The 13,231-nt window shown below is 71.2% G+C and carries 12 protein-coding genes; 9 read left to right on the top strand and 3 right to left on the bottom strand.

The window, feature by feature from the left end; translation table 11 throughout:
* The 8 genes from CS062_RS04230 to CS062_RS04255 all read left to right on the top strand — a co-directional run.
* A partial coding sequence (locus tag CS062_RS04230; RefSeq protein WP_099860246.1) for an alkaline phosphatase D family protein occupies positions 1-1,306 on the top strand: 1,306 nt, incomplete at its 5' end.
* Complete coding sequence (locus CS062_RS04235) at positions 1,306-2,400, top strand: ABC transporter substrate-binding protein (protein ID WP_099860247.1); 1,095 nt, start codon at positions 1,306-1,308, stop codon at positions 2,398-2,400. The genes CS062_RS04230 and CS062_RS04235, both read left to right, overlap by 1 nt.
* A complete protein-coding gene (locus tag CS062_RS26100; protein ID WP_158238661.1) occupies positions 2,397-2,543 on the top strand; it encodes a hypothetical protein in 147 nt (48 codons plus the stop codon). The genes CS062_RS04235 and CS062_RS26100 overlap by 4 nt, the downstream gene beginning before the upstream one ends.
* Positions 2,534-3,382 (top strand): ABC transporter permease, encoded by an 849-nt coding sequence (locus tag CS062_RS26105; protein WP_158238662.1) that lies wholly within the window; start codon positions 2,534-2,536, stop codon positions 3,380-3,382. The genes CS062_RS26100 and CS062_RS26105 overlap by 10 nt, the downstream gene beginning before the upstream one ends.
* A complete protein-coding gene (locus tag CS062_RS26110) occupies positions 3,379-4,191 on the top strand; it encodes an ABC transporter permease subunit (protein WP_158238663.1) in 813 nt (270 codons plus the stop codon). The genes CS062_RS26105 and CS062_RS26110 overlap by 4 nt, the downstream gene beginning before the upstream one ends.
* Complete coding sequence (locus CS062_RS04245; RefSeq protein WP_099860248.1) at positions 4,182-5,192, top strand: ABC transporter ATP-binding protein; 1,011 nt, start codon at positions 4,182-4,184, stop codon at positions 5,190-5,192. Before CS062_RS26110 ends, CS062_RS04245 begins: the two co-directional genes overlap by 10 nt.
* A 129-nt stretch (positions 5,193-5,321) precedes the next feature.
* Positions 5,322-7,115 carry a glycoside hydrolase family 15 protein gene (locus CS062_RS04250; RefSeq protein WP_099860249.1) on the top strand — a complete coding sequence of 598 codons (1,794 nt, stop codon included), beginning with the start codon at positions 5,322-5,324 and terminating at the stop codon, positions 7,113-7,115.
* Positions 7,116-7,254: 139 nt separating this feature from the next.
* Positions 7,255-9,141: a M48 family metallopeptidase gene (locus tag CS062_RS04255; protein ID WP_099860250.1), complete on the top strand. Its 1,887-nt coding sequence runs from the start codon at positions 7,255-7,257 to the stop codon at positions 9,139-9,141.
* Between the two features lie 16 nt (positions 9,142-9,157).
* On the opposite strand, the gene CS062_RS04260 is transcribed toward CS062_RS04255, so the two are convergent.
* Positions 9,158-9,985 carry a ferritin-like domain-containing protein gene (locus CS062_RS04260; RefSeq protein ID WP_099860251.1) on the bottom strand — a complete coding sequence of 276 codons (828 nt, stop codon included), beginning with the start codon at positions 9,983-9,985 and terminating at the stop codon, positions 9,158-9,160.
* Between the two features lie 131 nt (positions 9,986-10,116).
* Between CS062_RS04260 and CS062_RS04265 the strand changes: the two genes are divergently transcribed.
* A complete protein-coding gene (locus CS062_RS04265; protein ID WP_099860252.1) occupies positions 10,117-11,187 on the top strand; it encodes an extracellular catalytic domain type 1 short-chain-length polyhydroxyalkanoate depolymerase in 1,071 nt (356 codons plus the stop codon).
* On the opposite strand, the gene CS062_RS04270 is transcribed toward CS062_RS04265, so the two are convergent.
* Positions 11,177-12,313 (bottom strand): hypothetical protein, encoded by a 1,137-nt coding sequence (locus CS062_RS04270; protein ID WP_099860253.1) that lies wholly within the window; start codon positions 12,311-12,313, stop codon positions 11,177-11,179. The genes CS062_RS04265 and CS062_RS04270 overlap by 11 nt on opposite strands.
* Before the next feature lie 7 nt (positions 12,314-12,320).
* A complete protein-coding gene (locus CS062_RS04275; RefSeq protein ID WP_099860254.1) occupies positions 12,321-13,217 on the bottom strand; it encodes a phosphoribosylaminoimidazolesuccinocarboxamide synthase in 897 nt (298 codons plus the stop codon).
* Positions 13,218-13,231 lie beyond the last annotated feature (14 nt).

Genomic DNA, 13,231 nt, shown 5'->3' on the forward strand with positions numbered 1-13,231 from the left:
GTTCAAGCGCACCCAGACCGCTTTCGACGCCAGCCAGTTCGAGAGCAAGCGCGTCTTCGTCACCAGCAAGGACGGCACCAAGCTGCCGATCTTCATCGCGCATCGCAAGGGCCTGAAGCTCGACGGCTGCGCGACCGACATCGCGCGCCAGCCGGCGTCCGGCCCTCCGGACGCGCCGGCCGGCGGCGCGGCGCCGCCGCGCTTGCGCGTCGCCTTCGGCTCCTGCGCGAAGCAGTCCAAGCCGCAGCCGATCTGGCACGCGGTCGGCGCGGCCAGGCCGGACCTGTTCGTCTTCCTGGGCGACAACCTCTATGCCGATGCCCGCGACGAAGCCACGCTGCGCCAGCGCTATGCCGAGTTCATGGCGGTCGCGCCCTTGCAGGCCTTCCGGCGCTCGACGCGCCATGTCGCGATCTGGGACGACCACGACTTCGGTGACGACGACGAAGGCGCCGACTACCCGCTCAAGCGCCTGTCCCAGCAGCTGTTCTGCGACGCCTGGGGCGAGCCGGCGGACTCGCCGCGCCGACGCGCCGACGGCATCTATCACGCCGAGGTGATCGAGGCCTTCGGGCGGCGCATCCAGGTGATCCTGCCGGATCTGCGCTTCAACCGCACGATGCTGACGGCGGACCCGTCGCTGAAGTCGAGCTATGCGGCGATGGTGCTGCGGGCCAGGCTCAGCGGACAGCCGATGACCGGCTGGTACCTGCCTGATTCGCGGCCCGAGGCCACGCTGCTGGGCGAGGCGCAATGGCAGTGGCTGGAAGCGCAGCTGCGTGTACCGGCGGATGTGCGCCTGATCGGCTCCAGCGTGCAGTTCGCCGCTGACGGCAGCGGTTGGGAGGGCTGGGCCAACTTCCCGCGCGAGCGCGCCCGGCTGGTCGACCTGCTGCGCACGACGCGCGCCGAGGGCGTGGTGTTCCTCAGCGGCGACATGCACTATGCGGAGCTGTCCTCGGTGGACGTCGAAGGCGGTTACCCGCTCTGGGATGCGACCTCCAGCGGACTGACCGAGGTCTGGGACATCCCGACGCCCAACCGCAACCGCCGCTCGGCGGTGATGGCGGAACTGAACTTCGGCCTGCTGGACATCGAGCCGGTCGCGCCCGACGGCACGGTGGCCGTCGCCGCCCCCCTCGACGGCGAAGGAGCGCATGATCTGCGCCTGCGCTTCGCGCTGTGCGACGTGAACGGCCGCGCGAAGATCACGAAGGAACTGCGCCTGTCCGACCTGCGCTGGCCGGACCGCGCCAGGGCCGCGGGCGCCACGATCGCGCGCCCCGCCGCCGAGGAGAAGACCTGATGACGCTGACCCGACGCACGCTGCTCCAGGCCGTGCCGCTCACCCTGCCGGCCTTCGGCGGGCTTGCCGCCTCCCAGGCGGCCGCGCAGGGCGGCCAGCCGGCATCGGTGGCGCTGGACGCGCTGATGACCGCCGCGCGCAAGGAAGGCCGGGTGCACAGCCTCGGCATGCCCGACGACTGGGCCAACTGGCGCGCCACCTGGGCGGACCTGCAGCGGCTCTACGGCCTGGCGCATGTCGACACCGACATGAGCAGCGCCGAGGAGATCGCCAAGATCGAGGCCGAGAAGTCCAATGCCAGCGCCGACATCGGCGACGTGGGCTTCGAGTTCGGCGCGATCGCCAAGGCGCGCGGCATCACGCAGCCCTACCGGCCGACGACCTGGGCCGACGTGCCCGAGTGGGCCAAGGATCCCGAGGGGCACTGGGCGCTGGCCTACACCGGCACCATCGCCTTCGCGGTGAATCGCAAGCGCCTGAAGGAGGTACCTCGCAGCTGGCGGGCGCTGTTCGCGTCCAAGGCCCGCGTGATGATCGGCGAGGTCGGTCGGGCGGCGCAGTCCAACGCGGCGGTGCTGGCCGCTGCGGTGGCGCTGGGCGGCGACGAGACCCGCCTGCAGCCCGCGCTGGACGCCTTCGCGCAAGTGGCCAGGGACCGGCGCCTGATCGGCACCAATGCCACGCCCGCGCTGATGGAGCGTGCCGAGGCCGACGTCTTCCTGCTGTGGGATTTCAATGCGCTGTCCTACCGCGCGAAGCTGCCCAACGCGACGGACTACGAGGTGCTGATCCCGTCGGACGGCTCGATCACCAGCGGCTACACGACCCTGATCAATCGCTGGGCGCCGCATCCGAACGCGGCGATGCTGGCGCGCGAGTACATCTTCAGCGACGCCGGCCAGATGAACCTGGCCCGCGGCCATGCGCGGCCGATCCGCATCGCCAAGCTGCCGCTGCCGCCGGAACTGAAGGACCGCCTGGTGCCGGAAGCGCAGTACGCGAAGGCCCGCGCGCTCAAGCCGGCGATCTGGACCGAGGAAGTCAAGAAACTGCCGCGTGCCTGGCAGCGGGAGGTGCTCGGAGGCGCCCGATGACGGTCGCCGGCCTCGGCGCGTCGGGCGGCGTTGCGCCCGCCGATGCGGCCGCCGGTGTCTTCGGACTGATGCAGGCGCTCACGCGGCGCCGAGTCGCCGTGCCGCCCGCATGGCCGCGCATGAGCGTGGACGCATGGCACTGAACGCGCGCACGGCCTGGCGCTCGGCCCTGCCGCTGCTGCTGTTGACCGGCGTGGCGCTGCTGCTGCCCTTCGGCTGGCGCGCGGTGTCCGTGCTCGGCGCTTGCATGGGCCGCGGGGATGGCTGCGCCCTGGGCGAGCTGACCGCCGACGGCTATTATTACCTCGAGGCCGCCTGGAACACCGGATGGCTGAGCACCGCATCGGCGCTGATCGGTCTGGCCATCGGCACCGGGGCGGCGATCGCGCTGCTGCGCCTGCCGCGGCTGGAACGCCCGGTGACGCTGCTGGCCAGCCTCGGCGCCAACTTCTCCGGCGTGCCGCTGTCGGTGGCCCTGCTGCTGCTCTTCGGCGCGCAGGGGGTGGTGACCGCCTCGCTGCAGGCGCTCGGACTGTCGCCCTGGATCGATCTGCAGGGGCTGGGCGGGCTGCTGCTCGCCTACGTCTGCTTCCAGGCCCCGCTCGCGACGCTGCTGCTCGTCGCGCCGGTGCGGATGCTCGACGCGACACTGGCCGACGCGGCGGCCACCTTGGGGGCCAGCCCGGCGCTGTACTGGCGGCGGATCGGCCTGCCGCTGCTGCTGCCCAGCCTCGTCGAGGTCTTCGGCCTGCTGTTCGCGAACGCGGCCGCGGCCTTCGCCACGCCGTTCGCGCTCAGCGGCACGGCGGCGCATGTCCTGGCGGTGCGCATCGCCGCGCTGGTCAGCGGCGACATCTTCGCGCAGCCGGAGTTGTCCGCGCTGCTCGCGCTGCTGCTCTTCGCGATGCTGACCGCCGTGATCGGGCTCACGCGCTGGATCGCGGCCCGACTGCGCGCGCCCTCAAGCGAGAGCGCCGCATGAACCGGCGCTCGACCCCGCCGCCGATCTCGGCGCTCGCGCTGATGGCGCTCGGCATCGTGGTGCTGGTGCCCGTGCTCACGCTGCTGCTCTACGGCCTGACCGAACGCTGGGATCGCCACTGGTGGCCCGAGGATCCGACGCTGCGCTGGATCGCCGAAGCGGCGCGCGATCCGCGCGTGCAGGCCGCGACGCTGAACACGATGGCGCTGGCCCTGGCGAGCGCCCTGCTGGCGCTCGTCTGCGGTGCGCTGGCGACGATCCCGTCGGCGATCGCCTCGCAGCTCGAGCCTCGGAACGGCGCCCCGCTGCGCCGCACGCTGGACCTGATCGCGCTGCTGCCTTTCGCGATCGCGCCGGTGGTGATCGCGATCAGCGCGCTGGAGCTGTTCGTCGGGCAATGGGGCGGCTGGTTGCCGCTGCCGCTCGTCTACATCGCGGTCGTGGCGCCGACGCTGTTCCCGCTGGTGCACAAGACCCTGCAATCGGCACTCGCGCAGCTCCAGGCCGCGGCGTTGATCGAAGCCGGTCGCACGCTCGGCGCCAGCGACGGCCACACGCTGCGCCGTGTGCTGCTGCCGATGCTGGCGCCGGCGCTGCTCGCGGCCTTCCTGCTCGCCTGGGTGACGGCCGCGATGGAGTTCGCGATCGCCAACCTGCTGCTCGGCGGTCAGCTGGAACTGCTGCAGCCCCTGATGAACAGCCTGCGCAATGCCAACGGCCATCAGGCGGCGGCGCTGATGGTGATGACCTTCGCCGGCGTCGGCGCGGTCGTGGTGGCCGTATCCAGACTTTCTCGCCGATGGACCTGACTTCCCAACTTTCCATTCGTGATGCGCGGCTGGTCCTGGGCGGCCGGCCGGTGCTGCGCGGCATCGACCTGTCGCTGGCGCGCGGCGAGGTGGTCGCGCTGCTGGGCGCGTCGGGCTGCGGCAAGACGACGCTGCTGCGCGCGATCGCCGGGCTGCAGCGACTCGATGCAGGCACGATCACGATGTGCGGACAGCAGGTGCACGCACTGCCGCCGCAGCTGCGCGACATCGGCATGGTCTTCCAGCATTACGCGCTGTTTCCCAACCTGACGGTGCGGGAGAACATCCGCTTCGGTCCGCTCGCGCGGGGCGAGGAGCCCGCGGTGGCCGACGAGCGCGCCGAGCAGTTGCTGGCGCTGGTCGAGCTCCAGGCGCTCGCCGACCGGCTGCCATCGGCCCTGTCCGGCGGCCAGCGGCAACGCGTGGCCCTCGCGCGTGCGCTGGCGACGCAGCCGATGCTGCTGCTGATGGACGAGCCCTTCTCGGCGCTGGACGAGCATTTCCGCCTGCCGCTGCGGCGGCAGTTCCGCCAGCTGCAGCGGACGCTCGGCCAGAGCTGCGTGATCGTGACCCATGACCGCGAGGAAGCGTTCGAGATCGCCGACCGCATCGCGGTCATGTTCGATGGCGTCATCGCGCAATGCGCATCCCCGCGCGAGCTGCGACGCGCGCCAGCCAACCGGCGCGTGGCCGACTTCCTGGGCCTGTTCAATCGCCTGGACGCGCGCACGCTCGACGGCGCCTGGCGCCGCGACGGCGGCCAATGGATCGCACCGGTGGAGGCCCTGATGCTGGCGGAGGGTGCTTCCGGCGACGCGCTGCGCCTGCAAGCCACGCTGCGCGCGAGTTATCCCGGACAACAGCGGGTGACCTGCGAGCTGATCGGGCCCGATGGCCTGGTGCTCACCCTCTGGCGCCGACACGACGATCCGGAACTGACGCCCGGATCGCGCCTCGAGGTGGCAATCGCCGAGCCGGCGCTGCGCTGGATCGCGGACTAGCCAGCGGCAACGAGAGGGGCGACATCGTAACGGGCCGTCTCCGTCCACCCCACCGCAGGAACGGCCTTTGCCTTGAGCCCGGGGCCCATCCTGAGCAACATCGCCAGAACGACGAAGAAGGAGGACTCGATGGACGCCGCCTCGCTCAAACTCGGTCTCGTCGGCAATTGCGCCGTGAGCGCGCTGATCGACGACCGCGCCCGCGTCGTGTGGTGCTGCGCGCCGCGCTTCGACGGTGATCCGGTGTTCCATGCGCTGATCGACTCGCCCGACGGCATCGGCCTGGACGGCACCTTCCAGGTCGTGCTCGAGGACTTCTCCCACAGCGAGCAGGCCTATGACCACGGCACCGCGGTGCTCCGCACCCGGCTCCACGACACGCACGGCAATGCGATCGAGATCACCGATTTCATGCCGCGCTTCTTCCTCAACGACCGGCCCTATCGGCCGATGATGCTGGTGCGCCGGATGCGCCCGCTGCAGGGCCATCCGCGGATCCGCGTCGTCCTCCGCCCGGTCATCCAGTGGGGCTCGGCCCATCCGGCGCGCACGCGCGGCAGCAACCACCTGCGCTTCGTCGGCCCGGAAGGCACGATCCGCCTCACCACCAACGCGCCGCTCACCTATGTCCAGGATGAGACCCCCTTCGCGCTGGACATGCCGATGAGCTTCATCTTCGGCCCCGACGAGACGCTGGACCGCGCCGTCGAGGACACCGCCCGGCTGCTCGAGGAGAAGACCATCAGCTACTGGCGCGACTGGACGCGCCGCCTGGCGATCCCGCTCGAGTGGCAGGAGGCGGTGATCCGCGCGGCGATCACGCTGAAGATGTGCCTCTACGAGGAGACCGGCGCCATCGTCGCCGCGATGACGACCAGCGTGCCGGAGGCGCCCCACACCCAGCGCAACTGGGACTACCGCTACTGCTGGCTGCGCGATGCCTTCTTCGTCGTGCGCGCGCTCAACAGCCTGTCCGAGACCGGCACGATGGAGGACTACCTGCGCTGGATGCGCAACATCATCGGCCAGTCCAAGGACGGCCATGTGCAGCCGCTCTACGGCATCGGCCTGGAGGCACGACTCACCGAGTACCTGGTCCCGCACCTGCGCGGCTATCGCGGCATGGGGCCGGTGCGCGCGGGCAACCAGGCCTTCGAGCACTTCCAGCACGACGTCTACGGCAACATCGTGCTCGGCTCTGCCCAGGCCTTCTTCGACCACCGCCTGCACCAGCGCGCCGGCATCGATGAGTTCGCGCTGCTCGAGCGTGCCGGCGAGCAGGCCTTCGCGATCCACGACAAGCCCGATGCCAGCATGTGGGAGCTGCGCACCCGCGCCCGCGTCCACACCTCGTCGGTGCTGATGAACTGGGCCGCCTGCGACCGCCTGGCCAAGATCGCGCGCGTGCTCGGCCTGCCGCAGCGCGTGGCGCTCTGGCAGGAGCGCGCCGACCTGATCAAGCGCAAGATCCTGGACCACGCCTGGAGCGAGCAGCGCCAGGCCTTCGTCGAAAGCTTCGGCGGCAAGGACCTGGACGCCAGCGTGCTGCTGATGACGGAAGTGGGCTTCATCGACCCGCGCGACCCGCGCTTCGTGAAGACCGTCGACGCGCTCGAGGCGACGCTGTGCGACGGTCCCTACATGCGCCGCTACGAGGCGCCCGACGACTTCGGCAAGCCCGAGACCTCCTTCAACATCTGCGCGTTCTGGCGCATCGACGCCCTCGCCCGCATCGGCCGCTATGGCCAGGCGCGCGAGCTCTTTGAGGCCCTGCTCGCCTCGCGCAATCACCTCGGCCTGCTGTCCGAGGACACCCATCCGGTCACCGGCGAGCTGTGGGGCAACTTCCCGCAGACCTACTCGATGGTCGGCATCATCAACGGCGCGATGCGACTGTCGCGGCCGTGGGACTCGGAGATCTGAGCCTCGCCGCGGGGTCGGACGACGGGCGCTGATCGCCCCGATCCGTCCGCCCCCGGGGAATGTCCTCCCCTTTCGCGCGCCGCTTCCCGCCACGCGCCGCGTCAGAATCCGGCCCGGATTCGAGAGGGATGGACAAGACATGAATGCTGCCGACTTCGAGCAGATGGTGGCCCGCCTGGAGCGGGAGAGCGAACAGGCCCCCGAGGCTTACAAGGTGAAGGTGGCGCTGCTCGCGCTGGCGGGCTTCGCACTGCTGGCGGTGCTGCTCTCCTTCGCCGGCCTGGGGCTGCTGCTGCTGGCGGGCTTGGCCTGGCTGCTGGTCTCCAGCGGGGGCACCGCGCTCATCCTGCTGCTCAAGCTCGGCAAGCTGCTGGTGCTGCTGGCCTTCCCGCTCTGGTTTCTGGTGAAGGCCTCGGTCTCCGCGCTCTTCGTGCGCTTGCCCGCGCCCCGGGGCCTGCCGGTCACCCGCGAACAGGCCCCGGCCCTTTTCGCCGCGCTCGACGACATGCGCCGTCGCATGCGCGGCCCGCGCTTCCATCACGTCCTGCTGATCAACGAGATGAACGCGGCCGTCGTGCAGCGGCCCTTGTTCGGCCTGATCGGCTTTCCGCGCAACTACCTGCTGCTGGGCCTGCCGCTGCTGGAGTCCGCCACGCCCGACGAGGCGATGGCCGTCGTGGCCCATGAATACGGCCATCTGGCGGGTGCCCATGGTCGTTTCGGCGCCTTCATCTATCGACTGCGGCTGTCGTGGGGCACGATCCAGGCGATCGCCGGGCAGTGGACCGGCTGGACCGGCCGGCTGCTGCGCAAACCGGTGGACTGGTACGCGCCCTACTTCAACGCCTACACCTTCGTCCTGGCCCGCACCAACGAATACCAGGCCGACGCCGCCTCGGCCGAGCTGGTCGGCACGCCGGCGGCGGCCTCGGCCCTCAAGCGGGTGAACGTGAGCGGCGGCAGCTACGAGCGCTTCCTCTCCACCACCTTCGCATCGGCCCGTTCGGAAGGCACGCCGCCGGACGACCTGTCCGAACGCTGGGCCCGCACGGCGCTCGCGCCGCAGGCGGCGGAGCTCGCCAGCAAGGACCTGGGTGAGGCGCTCGCCAGGGATCCGGGCGTGGCCGACACGCATCCCTCGCTGCGCCAGCGCCTGCTGGCGCTGGGCGTCGCGGAGGCCGCGCTGAACGAGCCGCCGCCAGCGCTCGACGCGCGCTCGGCCGCCGCCGCCTGGCTGGGCGACGCGCTGCCGCTGTTGCGCCGCGACATCCAGCAGCAATGGCGCGACGACGTGGCGACCGGCTGGCGCGAGCAGCATCAGCACTGGGCGGACCTGCGCGCCCGCTTCCAGGCCTTGCAAGCGCTGCCCGAACGCAGCGTCGACGAAGCATTCGAACTGCTGCGCCTGGACGCGCAGCTCCGGCCCGACGATGACCATGTGCCGGCGGTCGCGGCCTTCAACGCGGCCAATCCCGACCGCGCCGGTGCGCTCTACCTGGAGGCACTGTTGCGCCTGGACCGCGACGACGAGGCGGGGCTCGCGCTGCTGGACCGCGTGATGACGCTCGACAGCGAGGCGACCCGGCCCGCATGCGAGCGTGCCTATGACTTCCTCGTCCGGCGCAAGGACCCGCGCGCCGAGGACTATGCGCAGCGCTGGCGCCAGCGCGCCGACTGGGAGAACACCCGCGAAGAACAGGTCGGCCGGCTCGATCCGAAGGCCGAGGCGATGTCCAGCGGGCTGTCCGCAGAGGCGCTGGCGGAGGTCCGCGAGCGGGTGGCCGCGGTGAAGCCGAAGATCGTCGAGGCCTGGATCGCGCGGCGCCGCATCCCGGTCGATCCGGACGCGGTGGCGCTGATGCTGGTCGTGCGCTTCACGCGCTGGTCGCGTGCCGGCAAGCGGCAGGAGGCGCTCAACGCGCTCGTCGGCCAGGGCTGGCCCGCGACGATCCACGTCTTCACCGAGGACGCGCCTTACGCCGCCTTGTACAAGCGCGCCCGCGCGGCGGGTGAGCGGCTGATCTGAACCGCGCGGCGCACGGTCAGGTCAGCAGCACCCGCCGCCCGATCACGGCGAGCGGCCGCTCGACCGCGCGCTGCAGCGCCGGCCGCAGCATCAGCGGCTTCAGCGTCATGCGCACCGCGAGGTCCATCGGCAGGTGCGCACCGACGAGTCCGATCGCCTCGCGCGCCAGGGCCTCAGCCTGCGCGATCGGCGCCGGGCCGCCATCGGGCGCGCCGCTGCGCAGCCGCCCGTTCACCGCATGCCGCAAGGCGATCGACGCGTCCTCCTTGCGCAGCTCGAGTGCGCGTCGCACCAGCGCGGTCAGCACGCGGCCGCGGTGCAGCCCCTCGATGCCGCGGTACTTCATGAAGTAGGACAGGAAGTGCTTGTAGTGGCGCACCTCGTCGCAGCGGATGCGCCAGAACAGGTCGCGCAGCACCGGCTCGTCGCACGCCTCGTGCATCGCCTGGTAGTAGGTCGTCGTGCCCATCTCGACGATGCAGCGCGCCACCATCTCCTGGCCGCGCGTCGGCTCCAGCTGGTCCATCGTGCACAGCCGCGAGTACTCGTCGAAGAAGTCCGCGTAGGCGGAGGCCCAATCGAAGCCCGGCCACACCGCCTCGACATAGGCACGCAGCGCGGCGCCATGCTGCAGTTCCTCGGGCTCCCAGTGGTCGCGCAACCAGGTGGCGACCTCCGGGTCATCGTCGAAACGCTCGATCAGGTTGCGGGTGTAGGTGTCGCTGCCGCTCTCGATGAAGGAGGCACTGCAGACCAGCAGGAACAGCGCGTCGTGCTCGCGCACGCGATGCGGCTGCAGGCGCGACAGGTTCAGGTCGGTCAGCGACCAGCGCGTCGGGGACATGGGGGCGATCATGCCGCGAAACGCGGCAATCGGTGTGCGGAGGGAGGTCCGTCGCCTGCCCCCGTCACGCGCCAAACACACGATGGCCACGGGGTCGTACGCCCGCCATCAAATCCCGTTAGGCTGGCGTGATGCCGAAACGTCCGTCCGCCACCGCGGCCTTGCGTCGAGCCTGGCGCAAGGGCCTGAGCACCGTGACGGGCCAGGTCTTGCGCACCGCCCGCGATGCGGCGCGCCAGGCCAAGCGCAGCGCCTCCTCCGACCTGGTGCCCGATCTGGTGCACGGGATGCGCAAGACGCCTGCCCATCCGTCCCCCGGACTCGGCGACTGGATCGCCGGTCTCGCCTCGGGGCGCGCGGGCATGCGCCGATTCCGGCTCTTCCGACCGTCCGGGGTTCCCGTGGGCGAGCGCCTGCCGCTGCTGGTGATGCTGCACGGCTGTGGGCAGGATCCGGCCGACTTCGCGCGCAGCACGCGGATGAACCGGCTCGCCGCGCGCGAACGCTTCCTGGTGCTGTATCCGGCGCAGAGCCGCCTCGCCAATCCGCAGCGCTGCTGGAACTGGTTCGATACCGAGTCCGGGCGCGCGCAAGGCGAAGCCGCGCTGATCCTCGCCGCCATCGATCAGGTCTGCCTGCTGCACGGCGCGGACCGCGAGCGCGTCGCCCTGGTCGGACTCTCCGCGGGCGCGGGCATGGCGGCGCTGCTGGCGACGCTCTACCCCTCGCGCTTCAAGGCCGTCGCGATGCACTCCGGCGTCCCGCCCGGCCTCGCGACCTCGGCGACGAATGCGCTGCGCGCGATGCGCGGCTCGGTGGGGCCTGCGACGGCGGCACCGGCACCGGCCTCGATGTCAACGTCGAATGCGGCGAGCGCCTGGCCGCCCCTGCTGGTGATCCACGGTACGCGGGACCGGGTGGTCGGCTCGTCGAATGCCTACGAGGCCGCGCGGCAATGGGCGGAGGCCGCGGGCGCCAAGCCGGCACCCGCGCGCCTCGTGCAACGCGGCCGTCGCTGGCCGATGACGGTCGTCGACTTCAAGCGCGGCCGCGCGGTCGCGGCCACGCTGGTGGAGATCGACGGCCTCGCGCATGCGTGGAGCGGCGGCGCCGCGAAGGAGGCCTTCAGCGACCCGGCCGGACCGGACGCGACGGCGATGATCTGGCGCTTCGTCGCGAAGCGCCTTGCCCTCAAGGCGTGAGCCCGCTCGCCGTCAGCAGGTCGCGCCACTGGCGCTGCTGGTCGGCGAACTGCTGCCAGGCCTCGTCGGCCAGCGCCTGGTGGCGGTCCGCATCGGCGGTCTCGCCGAGCAGGCGGAAGGTCTGCGCGAGCCGGCTGTGGGTGATCGCGCGGTCGTCGAGCTCGCACTCGGGATCGAGCTCGATCTCGGCCTCGCGCGCCTGGTGCAGCGCATGCTGATGCTGGCCGAGGTTGGCCCGGCACCAGGCCAGGTCCGACAGCAGGCTGCTGCCCAACCGCTCCAGCCCGAGCGACATCGCCTGCGGCAGGTGCTCCTCGTAGAGCCGGCGGGCCTCGTCGAAGCCGCCCTGCATCGTCAGCACCTGCGCGCGCAGCACCGGCGTCAGCTCAGCCATCATCTGCGCGCCGACCGCCTCGTCGAAGTGGTGCATCGAATCGACGGTCAGCAGCAGGTCCGACCCGCGGGCCGCGTGGGCCGACAGGCTCTCGCGCCGCAGTTGCGAGGCGCGCATGCCGGCCATGTTGAACATCAGCGCCGACAGCGAGGCATCGTCGCCCTCCACGGCCGCATGGTGGCGCGCCCGGATGTACCAGCGCTGCGCGGACTCGACATCGCCGGCGTAATGCCAGCCCACACCCATCGCCATGGCCACGCGGGCCAGCGCGACGTGATGGTCGGGCCGGGCTTCGTCGAGACAGCGCCGCGCATGCTCGACCAGCGCAGCCGGGTCGTGACGGATGAAGGCCAGTTGCGCCAGCCAGGCCGCGGCCAGCACGCGCACCTCGCCCAGCGACGGCGCGCTGCCGGCGATCGCCTGGGCGCGCTGGATGCGGTCCCAGGCCTGTTGCGCGACGAAGCCGTTGTAGTAGCTCATCAGGCCTTCGGCCATGTGCAGCCACGCGCCGATCTCCGGATGCGGATGCTGGAAGGACAGCTGATGCAGCGCGGTCAGCGCTTCGCGGGCCTCGCCCACCGCGCCATGCCGCGCCAGCAGCATCGCGCGCTTGGCTCGCGCGGCGGCCGACGCCATCGGCGATGCGGCGGCGGCGATCTCCTTCTCGAGGTGCTTGAGCAGCCGCGACTTGATCGCCGGGGAAGGAGTCGCGTCGGGCGAGGCGTCTTGCATGGGAGCCTCAGCGCGTCAGGCGGTCCAGCGCTTCCTGGTACTTCGCCGCCGTGTTGGCGATCACCTCCGCCGGCAGCGTCGGCGCCGGCGCGACCTTGCCCCAGGGCTGGCCGTCGACCGTGGCCTGCTCCAGCCAGTCGCGCAGGAACTGCTTGTCGTAGCTCGGCGGATTGCTGCCGACCGCGTAGCTCTCGGCCGGCCAGTAGCGCGAGGAGTCGGGCGTCAGCACCTCGTCCATCAGCGTCAGCGTGCCGTCGGCATCGAGGCCGAACTCGAACTTGGTGTCCGCGATGATGATGCCCTTGGTCAGCGCATAGTCGGCGGCGCGCTGGTAGAGGCGGATGGCGATGTCACGGACCTGCTCGGCCAGTTCGCGGCCGATGATCTGCGCGCAGCGCTCGAAATCGATGTTCTCGTCGTGGTCGCCCATCTCGGCCTTGGTGGCCGGCGTGAAGATCGGCTGCGGCAGCTTGCTGGCGTTCTGCAGGCCCGCCGGCAGCGCGACGCCGCAGACCTTGCCGCCGGCCTTGTATTCCGACCAGCCGCTGCCGGCCAGGTAGCCGCGCACCACCGCCTCGATCGGCAGCGGCTTCAGGCGCTTGACCAGCATCGCGCGGTCGCGCACCTGGTCCTTCTCCGCGTCGCTCACCACGGACAGCGGATCGTCGCCGGTCAGGTGGTTGGGGACGATGCCGTCGAGCTTGTCGAACCAGAACAGCGCCATCTTCGTCAGCAGCGCGCCCTTGCCCGGAATCGGCTCGCTCATGATGACGTCGAAGGCCGAGATGCGGTCCGAGGCGATCATCAGGATGCGGTCCTCGCCGACCGCGTAGTTCTCGCGCACCTTGCCGCGCGCGATGAGGGGAAGGGAGGTGATCGACGAGGTGTGCAGGGCGGCGGTCATGGGCGTGCGGTCGG

The sequence above is a fragment of the Roseateles chitinivorans genome (assembly GCF_002761755.1).
Taxonomy (GTDB): domain Bacteria; phylum Pseudomonadota; class Gammaproteobacteria; order Burkholderiales; family Burkholderiaceae_C; genus Roseateles; species Roseateles chitinivorans.